The sequence below is a fragment of the Variovorax sp. OK212 genome (assembly GCF_900112425.1).
In the GTDB taxonomy this organism is placed as follows: Bacteria; Pseudomonadota; Gammaproteobacteria; order Burkholderiales; family Burkholderiaceae_C; genus Variovorax.
In genome coordinates, this window is record NZ_FOLP01000018.1 from 21,348 (window position 1) to 37,747 (window position 16,400).

Genomic DNA, 16,400 nt, shown 5'->3' on the forward strand with positions numbered 1-16,400 from the left:
GCTTATTCACGACCGAGGCTGCGGACCTTGGCCGCCAGCTTCTGCTCCACGTTGGGAGAGACGAACTTGTGGACCTCGCCGCCGAGCATGGCGATCTCGCGCACGAAGGTGCTCGAGATGAACTGGTACTTGTCGCTGGGCGTGAGGAACACGGTCTCGACGTCGGGCATCAGCGAGCGGTTCATGCCCGCGAGCTGGAACTCGTAGTCGAAGTCGGTCACGGCGCGCAGGCCGCGCACCATGGCCTTGCCGCCGCGCGCGACGACGAAGTCGCGCAGCAGGCCCGAGAAGCTTTCCACGGTGACCTGGTCGCTGTAGGGCTTCACGGCCTCGCGGGCCATGTCCATGCGTTCGGAGAGCGTGAAGAGCGCCTTCTTGTGGTGGCCCGCCGCGACGGCGACGATCACCTTGGAGAAGAGCTGGGTTGCGCGCCGCACCACGTCCTCGTGACCGAGGGTGATGGGGTCGAAGGTGCCGGGGTAAACCGCGATCACGTTGCTGGCCATGGTTGCTACTTCCTCATGCTGCCGGTGCGGCTTGTCCGGCGGATTATGCAGTCCCATCCGCCGCGGGACGCAGCAGATGGGCGTGGACGGCGCCGGCCTTCAGGTAGCGAAAGCCGGCGAGGCCGAAGGGGGCGAGTTCCTCGTCGCTCCAGCGGCGCGGCGCCTCCAGGTACACCGAGCCCCCGGCGCGCAGCGCACGGGCGGCCGCGCGCAGGGCGGGCTCGTAGAGCGCGGTGCTTTCGAAGGGCGGATCGAGGAACACGGCGTCCAGGCTGCCCGCGGCCACGCGCTCGAGCGCGGTGACGCCGTTGCCGCGCTCCACGCGCACGGCCTCGGCCTTGAGCTTGGCCTTGGCGGCCTGCAGTTGCGCGACCAGCGCGGCGTCCTGCTCGCACAGCAGCACCTGCGCCGCGCCGCGCGAGGCGGCTTCGAGGCCCAGCGCGCCGGTGCCCGCGAAGGCGTCGACGCAGTGCCAGCCGGGCAGCTCGCCGCCGCCGGCACCGGCCAGGCTCGCGAGCCAGTTGAAGAGGGTTTCGCGCACGCGGTCGGGCGTGGGGCGCAGGCCGGGCTTGTCGGCCACTGAAAGGCGGGTGCGCTTCCATTCGCCGCCGATGATGCGCACCTCGCTGGGCTTCTTCGGGCCTTGCGGGCTGACCGGTTTGGCCGACTTGGCCGGCTTGCCTGCTTTGGCGGCGGGAGAACGGGAGGCGGGGGCGGCTTTCTGGGGCATGCGGCGAGCTTAACGCCGCCGCGCGCGAGGGATTTCAGAGCCCGGCCAGGGCGCGCTGCGCGAGCAGCGCGGCCAGCACGAGCATGGTGCCGCCGATGAGCGCGTCCAGCATCTGCCAGGCGCGCGGCCGTGCGAACACCGGCGCGAGCAGGCGCGCACCGAAGCCCAGCGAGGTGAACCACAGCACGCTGGCCGTGGTGGCGCCCGCCACGAACCACAGCTTGAGCAGGCCCGCTTGCTGCGCGCCCGCGCTGCCCACGAGCAGCACGGTGTCCAGGTAGACGTGCGGGTTCAACAACGTGAAGCCGGCGGCCTGCGCCACCACCGCCACGCGCGACAGCGACGCGCCCTGCGCCGCGGCCTGCAGCGCGGCGGGCTGGCGCGCGCGCCACAGCGCCTTCAGCCCGTAGGCGCCGAGAAAGGCCGCGCCGAGCCCCGCGAGCGCGGTGGCCAGCATCGGCCGTCCGTTCAGCGCCTGCGCCATGCCGGCCACGCCGGCACCGATCAGCACCGCGTCGCTGGCCGCGCAGAACAGCACCACCGCGCCCACGTGCTCGCGGCGCAAGCCCTGGCGCAGCACATAGGCGTTCTGCGCGCCGATGGCGACGATCAGCACCAGGCTCATGAAGAGCCCGTTGGCGAAGGCGGTGGAGACATGGGCGAGGTGCGCGAGGTGGGCGAGGTTTTCGGCTTGCATGCGTCGAGGATGCCGCCTGCACCTGCTTAATTCAAACTAAACTTTCTTAACCCGATTCAGTTTTACTTCATCTCTATGCTCGACTACGCCGCCCTGAACGCCCTCGCCGCCGTGGTGCGCGAAGGCAGCTTCGAACGCGCCGCGCGCGCACTGCACGTCACGCCCTCGGCCGTGTCCCAGCGCATCAAGCAGCTCGAGGAGCGCACCGGCGGCGCGCTGCTGGTGCGCGGGCAGCCCTGCGTGGCCACCGAGGCGGGGCTGCAGCTGTGCCGGCACGTGGAGCGCGTGGGCATGCTGGAGCACGAGCTGCGCGACGCCCTGCCCGCGCTGGGCATGGGCAGCGGCGAGGCCGACGAGCGCGTCACCGTGCGGGTGGCGGTGAACGCCGACAGCCTGGCGACGTGGTTCGTCTCGGCCGCGGCGGCCTTCGCTGCGCAGGAGCCGGCCGCGCTGCTCGACCTGACCGTGGACGACCAGGACCACACCGCCGAGCGGCTGCGCAGCGGCGCGGTGCTGGCGGCCGTGACCGCGCTGGCGCAACCGGTGGCGGGGTGCAACAGCGAGGCGCTTGGCACGATGCATTACGTGGCGGCGGCCAGCCCCGCGTTCGTGCGCGCGCATTTCGCCAAGGGCGTGGGCGCGCGCACGCTGGCGAGCGCGCCGAGCCTGGTGTTCGACCGCAAGGACCGCCTGCAGGCGCGCTGGGTGCGCCGCATCTGCCACCGCAACGTGGAGACGCCGCGCCACTGGATTCCGTCGCCCAACGCCTTCGTCGAGGCGGCGTGCAGCGGCATGGGCTGGGGCATGCATCCGGCCAGCATGGTGGCCGATGCGATTCGCGAGGGGAAGCTGGTGGCGCTGGTGCCCGGCTCGACGCTGCCGGTGCCGCTCTACTGGCAGCAGGCGCGCGCGTCGCCGCGCCTGCTCGAGAAACTGGGTGCCGCGGTGCGCGCGGCGGCCGGCCAGGGCGCGCACGCCCTGGCTTGAGCCCAGGGAGATCAGGGCGCCTTGGCCGCGGCCTTTGCGGCCTTGGCGTCCTTGCCGCCCACCACCACCGTCACCATGCGCTCGGGCTGCAGCTTGCGCTGGAACGCCGCCTTGATGTCGGCCGCCGTGACCGCGTTCATGCGCGCGGTCCAGGTGTCGAGGTAGTCCAGCGGCAGGTCGTGCCAGGCGATGTTGGCCACGTTGCCGATCAGCTTGCGGTTGCTGTCCAGCAGCAGCGGGAAGCCGCCGATCACGTTGTCCTTGGCGGCCTTCAGCTCGCTGGCGGTCGGGCCTTCGGCCACGAACCTGGCGAGCACCTCGCGCGACATCTTCACGGCGTCCTCGGCCTGGTCGGGCCGGGTCTGGAAGCCGATGCGGAACGCGCCCGCCTCGAGCCCCGGCGCAAAGCCGCTGTAGATGCTGTAGGTCAGGCCGCGCTTCTCGCGCACCTCGTTCGTCAGGCGCGACACGAAGCCGCCGCCGCCGAGCACGTAGTTGCCCAGCGTGAGCGCGAAGTGGTCCGGGTCCTTGCGCGGGTAGCCGGGCTGGCCGATGAAGACGTGGGCCTGGGCCGAGTCGAACGGAATGCGCTCGTCCTTGGCCGCCGTGAGCGCGGCCACCGGCGCGATGGCCGGCAGCGGCGCGCAGCCCTGCCCGGCTTGCGTCGCCGGCAGGCGCGACAGCAGCGCGGTCGCCAGCGTCTCGGCCTCGGCACGCGTGACGGCGCCCACGATGCTGAGCTTGGCGCGGCAAGGCACGATGAGCTGCTCGTAGCGCTGGCGCATGCCGGCGGTGTCGATGCGCGCGAGCGTTTCTTCCGTCACCTCCTGGCCGTAGGGATGCACGCCGTACACCGCCTGCGCGAAGGCGCGGCCCGCGACGGTCGCGGGCTTGGTGTTGGCCTCCTTGATGGCGGCGTTGATGCGTTCGCGCTCGCGCTGCCACACGTCGTCGGGGAAGGCCGGCTCGCCGATCTCGCGCGAGGCCAGCGTCACGGCCTTGTTCAGCAGCGCCGGGTCGGACAGCGAGCGCAGCGAGTAGCTGGTGCGGTCGGTGCCGGCGCTCACGTCGAAGCTGGCGCCCAGGTCGGCCCAGGCTTCGCCGAGGGCGTTCTGGTCGAGCGCGGGCTCGCCGTTCCTGCCGGCGCGCACGCCCTTCTCGACCATGGCCGAGGTGGTGCTCGCCAGGCCGGCCTGCGCGGCCGGGTCGCGGCGGCTGCCGGCGTCGAAGTCAACCTGCACATCGACGATCGGCAGCGCATTGGTCGCCACCAGGTAGATCCTGGCGCCGTTGGCCAGCGTCCAGTGCTGGATGGGCAGTGCGGCCTGCGCGCTGGTCATGCCGAAAAGAGCGGTTGCGCCCGTCAGTACTGCGTACTGCGCTATCTTTTTAAGAGTAAACATGGAATCCGTACCTTTCAGCGCAGTTCGCCTGCGGGCGCCGCGAAGCCGCGGCCGCGCTTGGGTTCGGGCGGCAGCGGGCGCAGGGTGGTCACCGTGAGCTGGTCGTCGCCGAAGTACTTGGCGGCCACGGCCTGCACCTGGGCGGCCGTGACGGACTGCAGCCGCGCGACGATGCGCTCGCTGGCGTCCAGCGGCAGGCCCTGGATCCAGTTGCTGCCGAGTTCGCGCGCCTGCGCCATCACCGAGTCGCGCTTGTAGGTTTCGCTGGCCACCCACTGGGTCTTGACGCGGGCCAGTTCGGCTTCGCCCACGCCGTCCTTGGCGATGCGCGCCATCTGGGCGCGCAACGCGGCCTCGACCGCCTCGGCGCTCTTGCCGGCGGCCGGAACGCCGTCGAGCACGAAGAGCTGCGGGCCGCGGCCGACGAAGCCCGAATAGGCGCCGGCCGAATCGGCGACGCGGTCGGGGCCTTGCGTGAGCGCGCGGTCGAGCCGCGCACCGGCGTAGCCGTCGAGCACGGCCGACAGCACCACCAGCGCCCAGGCGTCGCTGTTGGTGTCGTCGATGCCGGCGAGCTGCGGCACGCGGTAGGCGAGCGACACGTAGGCCTGCTCGGCCGGCGCCTTGAATTCGAGGCGGCGCACGCCGCGCTGGGCGGGCTCGACGCGTGGCTTGCGCGCCGGCACGGCACGCGAGGGGATGCGGCCGTAGTACTTCTCGGCCATGGCGCGCACCTGCGCCACGTCGACATCGCCGGCCACCACCAGCACGGCGTTGGCGGGCACGTACCAGCGCTTGTGGAAGTCGCGCACGTCCTCGGGCGTCATGGCGTCGAGGTCGCTCATCCAGCCGACCACGGGGCGGTGGTACGGCGAGGCGGTGAAGACGGCGGCGTTCTGCTGCTCGCCGAGCAACGCGCGCGGCTGGTCTTCGGTGCGCAGGCGGCGCTCTTCCTTGACCACCTCGATCTCGCGCTTGAACTCGTCGTCGGGCCACTGGTTGTTGGCGAAGCGGTCGGACTCGAGCTTCATCACCTGCTCGAGGCTGCCGACCGGAATCTGTTGGTAGTAGCCGGTGTAGTCGCGCGTGGTGAAGGCGTTTTCCTGGCCGCCCAGGGCCGCCACGCGGCGCGAGAACTCGCCGGGCTTGATGTCCTTGGTGCCCTTGAACATCATGTGTTCGAGCGCATGTGCCACACCGGAGGTGCCGTCGACCTCGTCCATGGAACCGACGCGAACCCAGACCATCTGCACCGCCGTCGGCGAGCGCCGGTCGGGCTGCACGATCAGCGTCATGCCGTTGGCCAGGGTGAATTGCTGGGGGCCGGGCGCCGCGGCTGCGGCGGCGGAAGGCGCGGAGGAAGCCGGTGTGGGCTGGGCCAGCGCAGGCATGGCCCACGACGCGAAGAGCGCCATCGCCAGCACCGCACCAGACGCAGCACGGCGTGGCGGGAGGTGTTTCATAGAATGGGTCGGATTGTAAAAAGCTCCTGATGTTCAGTTTCTTCAAGAAAAAACCGCCTGCCGAGACCCCCGACACGCCGGCGCCCCCGTCGTCGGACGCGCCTGCCGCCCCGGAGCCCGCGCCCACGCGCTCGGTGTTCTCGCCTTCGAGCTGGTTCGGCTCGAAGCCGGCGGTGGAAGAAACGCCTGTGGCGCCACCGCCTGCTGCCCCGCCGCCCGCACCGCCACCCGCAGCACCACCGCCCGTTGCGCCGCCGCCTGCCGCACCGCCTCTGGCGGCTCCTCCTGTTGTCGCACCGCCCCCGCCGGCTCCGTTGGTTGCCCCGCCGGTCGTGGCGCCCGCCGCACCCACGCCAGCCCCCATACCGGCACCGGTGCCTGCACCCGCCCCCGCACCGGTGTTCGTTGCGCCACCGCCGCCCGCTCCGGCACCGGTCCCCGTGCCCGCACCGGTCGCCGCCCCCGCCCCTGTCGCGGAAATTGCCGTCGCCACCGAGCGCAAGAGCTGGTTCGACAAGCTCAAGACCGGCCTGCGCAAGACCGGCACCGGCATCCAGGCGGTGTTCGTCAACGCGCAGATCGACGACGCGCTCTATGAAGAGCTCGAATCGGCCCTGCTGATGGCCGACACCGGCGTGAAGGCGACCGAGTTCCTGCTGGAAGACCTGCGCGGCCGCGTCAAGCGCCAGATGGCCACCAACGCCACCCAGGTCAAGGCGCTGCTGGCCGAGGCCGTGGCCGACCTGCTCAAGCCGCTGGAAAAGCCGCTGGTCATCGGCCAGTACACGCCCACCGTGATCATGGTGGCCGGCGTCAACGGCGCGGGCAAGACCACCTCCATCGGCAAGCTCACCAAGCACCTGGCCAACGAAGGCGCCTCGGTGCTGCTGGCCGCGGCCGACACCTTCCGGGCGGCGGCGCGCGAGCAGCTGCTGGTCTGGGCCGACCGCAACACCGTCGAGATCGTGAGCAACGAGGGCGGCGACCCGTCGGCCGTGAGCTTCGACGCGGTGAACGCCGGCAAGGCGCGTGGCAAGGACGTGGTGCTGGTCGACACGGCCGGGCGCCTGCCCACGCAGCTGCACCTGATGGACGAGCTCAAGAAGATCAAGCGCGTGGTCACCAAGGCCGACGCCACCGCGCCGCACGAGGTGCTGCTGGTGATCGACGGCAACACCGGCCAGAACGCGCTGGCGCAGGTCAAGGCCTTCGACGAAACGCTGGGCCTCACCGGCCTGATCGTGACCAAGCTCGACGGCACGGCCAAGGGCGGCGTGCTGTGCGCCATTGCGCGCGAACGGCCGATTCCGGTGTACTTCATCGGCGTGGGCGAGAAGCTGGAAGACCTCGAGACCTTCAGCGCACGCGAGTTCGCGCAAGCCCTGCTGGGCTGACGCCGGCACCCTCCAATGTAAAAACGGCCCCCGCTTGCGCCGGGGCCGTTTTTCTTTTCTTCTTCTCTCCCTGCTCCCTGCTCCCTGCCCCCCGCCCTTCTCGGGCTGATGGCGGACGGATGGTCGTCCGCTCTTCTCTTTTCCTGGGTCAGAGGCCGAACGGCCCCGTGGGCATGCACAGCACGCGGCCCGTGCAGTTGCTTGCCTTGTAGTAGTACGTGCGGTTCTCCCCCCCGACGACCAGCGGGCCGACGAAGGCGAAGCCCTCCGCACCCATGGCGTTGGACTTCTCGATGTCGGCCTCCAGGGTGCTCTGCCCCGGCACGGCCTGGAACGTGAAGGTGGTGGATTGCGACAGGTCCTTCACGAAGATGTTGCCGAACATGGCCGGACCGCGGAAGCGGAAGCCGCGTGCGCCCGCTTCCTCGAACTGAGCCAAGGCGCCGTTCGTGTCGGCCGCGTCGTCCTTCACTTCATAGGAGAAGGTGGAGCCGGCATCCGAGCTCTTCTCGAAGATCGCGACGTTGGCCCCGCCGAAGAGGAAGAACGGCGAGACATTGAAGTAGCCGTCGGCGCCCTGGGCGTTGCTGCCGGCAATGAAGTCGGTCTTGTTCGTGGCCGCGGCATCCGTGCGGTAGCTGTAGGTGGCGCTGGTGTTGCTGTCCTTGCGGTACAGCATGACCGACACGCCGTTCACGCTGTCGGCGCCGACCCAGTGGTAGCCGCGGCCGCCCGCTTCGTTGGCCTGGAGCAGGAACGCAGCGGTGTCCGCCGGCTCGCCCTTCGTCTCGTACACATAGGTGGTGTCGCCGGTCTTCACGTAGACATTGGCGCCGGTGCCGGATGCGGGCGCCGTCAACGCGCTCAGGAACATGAACCCCTTGGCGCCCTCGGTATCGAGGTCATTCAGGAAACCGGCGGTATCGACGGGGTACGGCACTTGCTCGTACATGAAGGTGCTGACCGCGGGTGCCGGTTCGGGTGCGGGTTCCGGTTCGGGCACCGGTTCGGGCGCGGGTGCCGGAGCGGGAACCGACGGAATGCCGCCGATGGGTGCGAAACCGTTGCCGTCGTTGCCGCCGCCACCGCACGCCGCCAAGGCGAGGGTTGCAGCCACTGCAGCGGCCACGGCCGCGAACTTGAAATTCATTGGAAAAAACCTCCGGGATCGATTCGATAGTTCTGAGCGCACCGGCAGCGCCCGGAATTGCTCCGAAGTGCCAGCGCCTATCGAAGGTAAAGGCAGGCCATTGCCTTCACCAGTGCCGAAAGTCACATCATCTGACGTCTATGGCATGCATCAGCATGCAAATTAGTACAAATTGATTCAACCGCTTTCGAAGGCGGCATCTACCTGGCACCGAGCTCCGTCATCGCCCGCAACAGCGATTCAGCCGCCACCGGCTTGAACAGCACCGGCACGCGCGACTCGCGCACGCGCTGCAGACGGTCGGGCGAGGTCTCGCCCGTGATGAGCAGCAGCGGCGTGGCCGCGCCGTCGTCGTCGCCCTGGCTGAGGCGAAGGCCCGCGTCGAGTCCGTCGGCGCCGTCGGCCAGGCGGTAGTCGCACAGCAGCAGGTCGAAAGGCCGGCCCTCGGCCGCCGCCTGGCGCAGCGCGGCCGCGGCGGCGGCCTCGCTGTCCACGGCGTGCGCGTCGACCGCGTGGGAACGCAGCAAGCCGGTCATGGCCTCGCGGATCTCCAGCTCGTCGTCGAGCAGCAGCACGCGGCCAGGCAGCGCAAGGGCCGGGTTGCGAAAGCCCGCGGGGGCGTCGGCAACGCACGGCGCGGCCATCGGCGTGCCGGCCGGCGCCCCGATGGCAGGCACCACCACCCGGAAGAAGGTGCCGCGGCCCGGCCGCGAATGCATCTGCACCGGATGCCCGAGCAGCCGCGACAGCCGCTGCACGATCGACAGCCCGATGCCCAGGCCGCGCGAACGGTCGCGGCCCGGATTGTTGACCTGGTAGAACTCCTCGAAGATCCGGCTCGACTGCTCCCGCGCAATGCCGATGCCGCTGTCGCGCACCTCGATCCACACCGTGTCGCCGCGGTCGCGCGCCGTGACGGTCACGCCGCCGCGCGCCGTGTACTTCAGCGCGTTGTCCATCAGGTTGGACAGCATGCGGTGCAGCAGCTGCGGGTCGCTGTGCACCCACAGGCCGCTGGCGCGCACGCGAAGCTGCAGTTCTTTCTGCTCGGCGCGCGCCGCGAAGGTGTGGTTGAGCGGCAGGAACAGCGCGTCGAGCTGCACCGGCTGCGGCGCGGGCGTGATCACGCCGGCGTCGAGGCGCGAGACATCGAGCATGGTGTCCAGCGACGCGCCCAGCGCGTTCACCGCGCGCATCAGGCGCTCGGCGTTGCGGCCTTCGGGGCGGCCGCGCAACTCGTTTTCCAGCGCCGCGCCGAACAGCGCAATGGCATGCAGCGGCTGGCGCAGGTCGTGGCTGGCGGTGCCGAGGAAGCGCGTCTTCTCCTCGCTGGCGCGCTCGGTGGCGGCGATCTGCTCGCCCAGCCGCACGGCCAGCGCCTCGTTCTCGAAACGCAGCATGAGCGATTCGGTCAGCAGCTTGTGCTGGCCCGTTCCCGCGTGCAGCGTAAGCAACAGGTAGGCCGCGCCGGCAGCCGCCAGGAACAGGTGCAAGCCGTCGCCCTGCCAGGCCAGCGCGGTGATCATGCCCAGCGACATCGGCATGGTGTAGCCGAACAGCGCCGGCTTCAGCGGCCACAGCGACTGCGCGGCCCGCGCGCAGCTGCCGACGATCACGGTCATCAGCAGCGAGGTCATCGGCAGGTTGTTGTGCGGCACGATGAGCCAGGGCACCACCGCCGTGACCATGCTCACCAGCGTGACCATGCGCGAGATCTTGCGGGCCCAGTACGCGCTTTCGTGCGCCGGCCGCCCGGGCGTCCAGCGCGGGGTGAAGAGCACGTAGATGTCGGCGATCAGCAGCGCGGCCAGCCAGAACAGCAGGCTCGGGTCCTTCAGCTGCGAATAGATGATCGCGCCGAACACGATCACGAAGACCATGTGGGTCAGCGTGGAGGCGATGTAGGTGCTGTAGACCGACGCGATGTTCTCGCGCAGCACCCGCTGAGCGAGCGCGATGTCGGCCGAGGGGTCGTTCTGCGCCGCGGCTGGCACGCTCGGGTCAGTGCAGCGTGCTGATCAGCTGGGCGCGCGAACGCATCCCGAACAGCAGCAGGATGGTCGATACATGGTTCTTCACCGTGCCTTCGCTCAGGTTCGCGAGCTGCGCGATTTCCTTGTTGGCCTTGCCCTCGAGCACCCACTGCAGCACCTGCATCTGGCGCGGCGTGAGCTCCTGCCAGGCGCCGGCATGGGCGAATTCGGCGTAGCCGGTGAGCGCCCTGGGCGTGGCCGGCGGCGGCAGTTCGGCCGCGCCAGCCAGGGGATCGAGCAGGCCGCAGGCGCGGATGAAGCTCACCACTTCCTTCAGGTCGGCCGATTTCGGCAGGAAGGCCGCGGCGCCCAATGCGAGCACGCCCTGCGCCAGGGTGGTGTTGCCCGTGCCCGAAAGCACCACGATGCGCGCGCTGGGGAACCGCAGGCGGAATTCGGCCAGGCCGCTCAGGCCGTGGGTGTCGGGCAGCGCCAGGTCGAGCAGCACGAGGCCGATGGCGGCCTGGTGGGTTTCGTACAAAGCAAGCGCGTCGGCGACGTTGCCGGCCTCGAAGACCTCGATGTGGGCGCCGGATGAGGCGGCCTGTGCCTGCACCAGCGCGCAGACGCCCAGGCGCAGCAGGTCGTGGTCGTCAACCACCAGGATGGCCGTGGGCGCGCGGGGAGGTGTGCCGGTCTCCGCGGCCGGTGACAGCGGTGCGGGGGCAGAGTCGATGGGTACCACGTGCGCGATCTTAGCGGGGCCACATTTTGGCGACAGTGCTGAAAGTCATGGGATCACAGATGGCTGTAGTGCTTAATGCTACTTTATTGATAGCAATTTCACATGGCATGCGCGCTTGCCATCGGGCTTTTCTGGGGGCACCATGAAAGCCTCGCCCCCCGAACGGCGCCACGAACGGCGCTCCTGGAGACTTCGAATGGCCCACACCGCCGCCGCCCCGCTCGACACCAGCGACCGCAAGGTCGACCGCCTGCTCGCCCACTACGAGCAGAGTCACCGCCACCCGACCAACGAACTGATCCACTTCGCGGCCATCCCCGCGATCATGCTGAGCATCGTCGGGCTGCTGTTCGCGGTCCATCCGTGGGTGGCCTACGGCTTCGTGGCGGCCAGCCTGGTCTATTACGCGCTGCTGCGCGCGCCGGTCTTCCTGCTGACCATGGCGCTCCTGACCGCCGTGGCCCTGGGCCTGGTCCATGCGATGGGCGGGCTTGTATTACCGGTTTCGGCCGCTATCTTTGTAGTGGCCTGGATCTTCCAGTTCGTGGGCCACAAGGTCGAAGGCAAGAAGCCGTCGTTCTTCGAAGACATCCAATATCTCTGGGTCGGCCCGCTGTTCGTGCTCTCCAAGCTGTTCCTAAAGCTCGGCATCCGCTGGTAGCTTTCAGCTATCCGGGCGATAGGAATCCAAGGGAACCCTGGGCTTAGCACTCCCTCTAACCGAGTGCTAATATGGCCAACACAAAGGAGTTTCCCCTGATGACAACGCTGTCTGGAGTCTCTGCCAACCAGCTGGCCGTCGCCAACCCATGGTCGATGGTCCCCCCGCTGGGCAACCTGGATGCCTACATTTCGGCCGCCAACCGCCTGCCGATGCTCACGCTCGAAGAAGAGCAGGGCTTCGCACGCAAGCTGCGCGACCAGAACGACCTCGAATCCGCCGGCGCGCTCGTGCTGTCGCACCTGCGCCTCGTGGTTTCCATTTCCCGCCAGTACCTGGGCTACGGGTTGCCGCACGGCGACCTGATCCAGGAAGGCAACGTCGGTCTCATGAAGGCCGTGAAGCGTTTCGACCCCGACCAGGGCGTGCGGCTCGTGAGCTACGCCATGCACTGGATCAAGGCCGAGATTCACGAGTACATCCTGAAGAACTGGCGCATGGTCAAGGTCGCGACGACCAAGGCCCAGCGCAAGCTGTTCTTCAACCTGCGCTCGATGAAGCAGAGCTTCAAGGCCGACTCGGCCGCGGCCGACAACGGCACGCACCGCGAAACGCTGAGCCCCGACGAGGTGTCGCAGATGGCGACCCGGCTCAACGTCAAGCCCGAGGAAGTGCTCGAGATGGAAACCCGCCTGTCGGGCGGTGACGTCATGCTCGACCCGGGCCCGACCGACGACGGAGATGAAGCCTTCGGCCCCATCGCCTACCTGGCCGACGCCACGCAGGAACCGACCGCCCTGCTCGAATCGCAGCAGCGCGACCGCCTGTCCAGCGACGGCATCGCCACGGCGCTCGAAGCGCTGGACGACCGCAGCCGCCGCATCGTCGAAGAGCGCTGGCTCAAGGTGAACGACGACGGTTCGGGCGGCATGACGCTGCACGACCTGGCCGCGGTGTACGGCGTGAGCGCCGAGCGCATTCGCCAGATCGAAGTGGCCGCGATGAAGAAGATGAAGAAGGCGCTCGCCGACTACGCGTAATCCGTCGTCTTCCTCCAGCAAAAAGCCCGGCACTGCCGGGCTTTTTCATTTGGAGAGCGTTCGCATCGCCCGCTTCGCGATGTAGCGGGTTTCGGGAACGTCCGATTCCGCCAGCCACCGCGCGCAGAGCCGGTCCACCCACTCACCCTGGCTCTTGCTCGCGTCGTTGAGCCAGTTCGCCACCGAGTTCTGCACGTAGCGGCTGGGGTCGGCGCGCAGCGGTTCGAGCAGCGGCAAGGCACGCCACGGTTCCTTCTTGAACGCCTCGATCTGCGCGCACCACACGCCGCGCGGGCGCGTGAGTTCGCTCGCAAAGCGGCGGATGTTCGGGTCGGCGTCGGCCACCCACGGCTGCAGCAGCGCGAGCGCCTCGTCGAGCGACGCGATCACCGCGTCGCGCACCGCCATCCATGCGATCTCGCGCACGCCGAAATGCGGATCGGCGGCAAAGCGCCGCACCGCCTCCAGCTGCGCCGGAAGCGGCAGGCCCGACAGCGTGACCCACTGTGCCGCCCAGCAGCGAGCCACATCGCTCGCGTGCGTGGCCAGACTGTGGGCGACCGCATCGCGCTCGCCGTGCAGCGCCGCCAGGTCGTAGAGCGCACGCGCGATATGGCCGTGCCGCTGCATCGGCTTGAAGGCGCTCAGCATGGCCAGCGTGTCGACCAGCCGCTCGCTCTGCGCATCGAGGCCGATGTGCCCCGCCACGCTGCGCGCGAGCCGTGGCAGCTCCAGCGCCATGAATTCGTTGAGGTTGACGGTCTCGAGCAGCCCGCCATTGAGGGCCTGCAGCACCTCGGGCGGAATCAGCGCGATGCGAAAGGCGCCCTTGCGCCCCTTCAGATGCTCGACCGAGCCGGCGACAGCCACCACCGCGTCCATGGGCCGGTGCGCCTCAGGACGCGAGCAGCGTCTTCAGGTCCGCCACCATCGGCGCCACGCCTGCGCCATAGCGCGCGTAGAGCCGCAACCGGCCCTGCGTGTCGTAGACGTAGCTGGCGGCCGAGTGGTCCATCGAATAGCTCGTGGGCGTCTTGCCGTCGACCTTCTTGTAGTAGACCTTGTAGTCCTTGGCGACAGCGGCCAGCTCGTCGGGCGTCGGGATCAGCGCGACGAAGCCGGGGTCGAACGCACCCATGTAGGCCTTCAGCACCTCGGGCGTGTCGCGCGCGGGGTCGACCGTGAGGAACAGCACCTGCAGCTTGTCGCCGTCCTTGCCGAGCTGCTGCTTGACCTGCGCCATCTCGGTCATGGTGGTCGGGCAGACGTCGGGGCACTGCGCATAGCCGAAGAACAGCACCACCACCTTGCCCTTGAAGTCGGCCATGGTGCGGACCTTGCCGTCGGCGTCCTTCAGCGAGAAGTCCTTGGCGTAGTCCGCGCCGGTGATGTCGACGGCATTGAAGTTCTGCCTGGTCTCGTTGCCGCAGCCCGCGAGGCCCAGGCCCAGGGCGGCGCCCATGCCCACCCAGCCGGCACCCGCGGCCATCCATCGAAGTGCGTTGCGCTTGTTCATGAAGACGTGGTCAGTGAAGGTAGTGATCGACGAGCAGCGCCAGGAACAGCACGCTCAGGTGGATCAGCGAAAAGCGAAAGGTCTTGCGCGCCAGCGTGTCCGAGTAGTTGCGCCACAGCGCGAACGCGTAGCCGGTGAAGCCCACGCTCACCGCCACGGCCACCGCCAGGTACAGCCAGCCGCTCATGCCGTAGATGAAGGGCATGAGGCAGGCCGCGAACAGGATGAAGGTGTACAGCAGCACCTGCAGCCGCGTGAACTCGTTGCCGTGCGTGACCGGCAGCATCGGCAGGCCGGCCTTGCGGTAGTCCTCCACGCGGTACAGCGCCAGCGCCCAGAAGTGCGGCGGTGTCCACAGGAAGATGATGAGGAAAAGAATCAGCGCCTCGGGGCCCACGTCGCCAGTCATGGCGGCCCAGCCCAGCACCGGCGGCATGGCGCCCGATGCCCCGCCGATCACGATGTTCTGCGGCGTGGCCGGCTTCAGGATCACCGTGTAGACCACCGCATAGCCCACGAAGGTGGCGAAGGTGAGCCACATGGTGAGCGGGTTGACCGTGAACCACAGCAGCACCGAGCCCGCGGCGCACAGCAGCGCCGAGAAGGCCAGCGCCTGCATGTCGCTGAGTTCGCCGCGCGCCGTGGGGCGCCAGGCGGTGCGCTTCATCTTGGCGTCGATGCCCTTCTCGACCAGGCAATTGAACGCCGCCGCCGCGCCCGCCACCAGCCAGATGCCGATGCAGGCCAGCACGGCGCGCTGCACCTCGGCCCACGACGGCAGGCCGGGCACGGCCAGCACCATGCCGATCAGCGCGCAGAACACGATCAGCTGCACCACGCGCGGCTTGGTCAGCGCGTAGAACTGGCGCAGCACATTCGCTGTGCTGGTTTGCTGAACGGGAATCGGGGTGCTCACGCGGTGGCCTTCCTTGGGTTGTTGTTGTGACCGGTTGCATTGTCACTGGCGCGCGACCTCAGGGCCGCGGCATCGCGGCGGCTCTCGCAAAGTGCCCAGGTGAGCACCACGGCCAGCGCCGCGGCGCCGCCGGTATGCAGCACGGCGGCCGCCAGTGGCCAACCGAGAAGCACGTTGCCCAGGCCGGTGGCCAGCTGCAGCAGCGCCAGGCCCGCGAGCCAGTTCGCCTGCGGGCGCAGCGCGTCGATGCGGCGCAGGCGCCACGCCAGCACGCCGAGCGCCACGAACACCGCATAGGCCATCAGCCGGTGCGCGTAGTGGATGGCGGTGAGCGCGGAGAAATCGAGCGGCTGGCCGTCGCCGGTCACGCCCAGGTGGCGCCAGATCTCGAAGCCCTGCGCGAAGTTCATCGCGGGCCACCAGCTGTCCTGGCAGGTCGGGAACTGCGTGCACGCCAGCACCGCGTAGTTGGTACTGACCCAGCCGCCCATCGCGATCTGCAGCACCAGCAGCACCGTGGTCGCGACGAGGCTGTTGCGCAGCGCCGGCGACACCGGCGTCGGCAGGCGGTCCGAGGCAGCCTGCCGGTAGCGGACCGCCTGGAAGCACAGCAGCGCGAGCAGAACGATGGCACCGAGCAGATGCAGCGTGACGATCGCAGGAAACAGCTTCCAGGTGACGGTCATCGCGCCGAATGCGCCCTGCAGGCTGACCCAGAACAGCGTGAACGTGGGCCACCAGGCATTGAGCGTTGCGTGATCGCGGCCATCCACCGGCGGAGCGCCCGTCCACGCACGGCGCAGCCGAACCACCCAGGTTGCTACCGCCAGGACGAAGATCAACACGCCCACGCCGGTCGCAAGATAGCGATGAACCATCTCGACCCATGCCTTGCTGTGCGTCACCGGCCCGGTCGGCTGGGCCGATTGCGCCATCGCGATCTCGTGGCGCGCGCCGGCCGGGCTGGCGTTGCCGTAGCAGCCGGGCCAGTCGGGGCAGCCGAGGCCCGAATCGGTGAGCCGCGTGAAGGCGCCGAACAGCGTCAGGTCGAAGGTGAGGAACAGCGTGAGCACGGTCAGCGCATGCAGCCGCCGCGCCAGGCCGGCGCCCGCGTTGCGGCGCCACACCCACACCAGCGGGCCGAGCGCGATCAGCACGCCGGCGGCCATGAGCCAGGCGATGGGCGTCAGATCGTAGAGCGAGCTCGTGTCCATGCGGT

At 69.2% G+C, this 16,400-nt stretch carries 16 protein-coding genes; 4 read left to right on the forward strand and 12 right to left on the reverse strand.

All coding sequences use genetic code 11. From position 1 onward, the window contains the following. Positions 1-2: 2 nt before the first annotated feature. Genes coaD through BM004_RS32165 form a run of 3 tightly spaced genes read right to left on the reverse strand, consistent with a single transcriptional unit; the run spans position 3 to position 1,933 of the window. Entirely contained in the window at positions 3-506 is a 504-nt protein-coding gene (coaD, locus tag BM004_RS32155) for a pantetheine-phosphate adenylyltransferase (RefSeq protein ID WP_093132456.1), read from the reverse strand. Between the two features lie 43 nt (positions 507-549). After that, positions 550-1,236, reverse strand: a complete 687-nt coding sequence (locus BM004_RS32160; protein ID WP_093219472.1) for an RsmD family RNA methyltransferase — start codon at positions 1,234-1,236, stop codon at positions 550-552. A gap of 34 nt (positions 1,237-1,270) precedes the next feature. Further along, a complete protein-coding gene (locus BM004_RS32165; RefSeq protein WP_371271160.1) occupies positions 1,271-1,933 on the reverse strand; it encodes a LysE/ArgO family amino acid transporter in 663 nt (220 codons plus the stop codon). Between the two features lie 75 nt (positions 1,934-2,008). On the opposite strand from BM004_RS32165, the gene BM004_RS32170 reads away from it, so the two are divergent. Beyond that, positions 2,009-2,920 carry a LysR family transcriptional regulator ArgP gene (locus tag BM004_RS32170; RefSeq protein ID WP_093219475.1) on the forward strand — a complete coding sequence of 304 codons (912 nt, stop codon included), beginning with the start codon at positions 2,009-2,011 and terminating at the stop codon, positions 2,918-2,920. Positions 2,921-2,931: 11 nt separating this feature from the next. Here the strand turns inward: BM004_RS32170 and BM004_RS32175 are convergent, their stop codons facing one another. After that, positions 2,932-4,323 (reverse strand): M16 family metallopeptidase, encoded by a 1,392-nt coding sequence (locus BM004_RS32175; RefSeq protein WP_093219479.1) that lies wholly within the window; start codon positions 4,321-4,323, stop codon positions 2,932-2,934. A 14-nt stretch (positions 4,324-4,337) separates the two neighbouring features. Then, positions 4,338-5,786, reverse strand: a complete 1,449-nt coding sequence (locus BM004_RS32180) for a M16 family metallopeptidase (RefSeq protein WP_093219482.1) — start codon at positions 5,784-5,786, stop codon at positions 4,338-4,340. Between the two features lie 29 nt (positions 5,787-5,815). Here BM004_RS32180 and ftsY point away from each other — a divergent pair, with 29 nt between their 5' ends. Further along, complete coding sequence (ftsY, locus tag BM004_RS32185) at positions 5,816-7,180, forward strand: signal recognition particle-docking protein FtsY (protein ID WP_177206675.1); 1,365 nt, start codon at positions 5,816-5,818, stop codon at positions 7,178-7,180. A gap of 148 nt (positions 7,181-7,328) precedes the next feature. On the opposite strand, the gene BM004_RS32190 is transcribed toward ftsY, so the two are convergent. The 3 genes from BM004_RS32190 to BM004_RS32200 all read right to left on the reverse strand — a co-directional run bounded on the left by BM004_RS32190 (position 7,329) and on the right by BM004_RS32200 (position 11,048). After that, the gene (locus BM004_RS32190; protein WP_093219486.1) at positions 7,329-8,330 is read right to left on the reverse strand and encodes a hypothetical protein; all 1,002 of its coding nucleotides are present in this window, start codon (positions 8,328-8,330) and stop codon (positions 7,329-7,331) included. Between the two features lie 200 nt (positions 8,331-8,530). Then, positions 8,531-10,324 carry an ATP-binding response regulator gene (locus BM004_RS32195; protein WP_093219489.1) on the reverse strand — a complete coding sequence of 598 codons (1,794 nt, stop codon included), beginning with the start codon at positions 10,322-10,324 and terminating at the stop codon, positions 8,531-8,533. Positions 10,325-10,331: 7 nt separating this feature from the next. Continuing rightward, positions 10,332-11,048 carry a LuxR C-terminal-related transcriptional regulator gene (locus BM004_RS32200; protein WP_093219492.1) on the reverse strand — a complete coding sequence of 239 codons (717 nt, stop codon included), beginning with the start codon at positions 11,046-11,048 and terminating at the stop codon, positions 10,332-10,334. Positions 11,049-11,244: 196 nt separating this feature from the next. Here BM004_RS32200 and BM004_RS32205 point away from each other — a divergent pair, with 196 nt between their 5' ends. Together BM004_RS32205 and rpoH are read left to right on the forward strand one after the other, a co-directional pair. Then, positions 11,245-11,709: an Mpo1 family 2-hydroxy fatty acid dioxygenase gene (locus BM004_RS32205; protein WP_093219497.1), complete on the forward strand. Its 465-nt coding sequence runs from the start codon at positions 11,245-11,247 to the stop codon at positions 11,707-11,709. Positions 11,710-11,807: 98 nt separating this feature from the next. After that, entirely contained in the window at positions 11,808-12,749 is a 942-nt protein-coding gene (gene rpoH / locus BM004_RS32210; protein ID WP_093132438.1) for an RNA polymerase sigma factor RpoH, read from the forward strand. 45 nt (positions 12,750-12,794) lie between these two features. Here rpoH and BM004_RS32215 read toward each other — a convergent pair whose 3' ends face one another. From BM004_RS32215 to BM004_RS32230, 4 genes are read right to left on the reverse strand one after another with little or no spacing between them, the layout of a single operon-like run. Beyond that, a complete protein-coding gene (locus BM004_RS32215; RefSeq protein ID WP_093219500.1) occupies positions 12,795-13,631 on the reverse strand; it encodes a DNA alkylation repair protein in 837 nt (278 codons plus the stop codon). 13 nt (positions 13,632-13,644) lie between these two features. Further along, positions 13,645-14,265, reverse strand: a complete 621-nt coding sequence (locus BM004_RS32220; protein WP_093132434.1) for an SCO family protein — start codon at positions 14,263-14,265, stop codon at positions 13,645-13,647. A 10-nt stretch (positions 14,266-14,275) separates the two neighbouring features. Continuing rightward, positions 14,276-15,181 carry a heme o synthase gene (gene cyoE / locus BM004_RS32225; RefSeq protein WP_093219503.1) on the reverse strand — a complete coding sequence of 302 codons (906 nt, stop codon included), beginning with the start codon at positions 15,179-15,181 and terminating at the stop codon, positions 14,276-14,278. Beyond that, positions 15,178-16,395 (reverse strand): COX15/CtaA family protein, encoded by a 1,218-nt coding sequence (locus BM004_RS32230; RefSeq protein WP_093219506.1) that lies wholly within the window; start codon positions 16,393-16,395, stop codon positions 15,178-15,180. The genes cyoE and BM004_RS32230 overlap by 4 nt, the downstream gene beginning before the upstream one ends. Positions 16,396-16,400 lie beyond the last annotated feature (5 nt).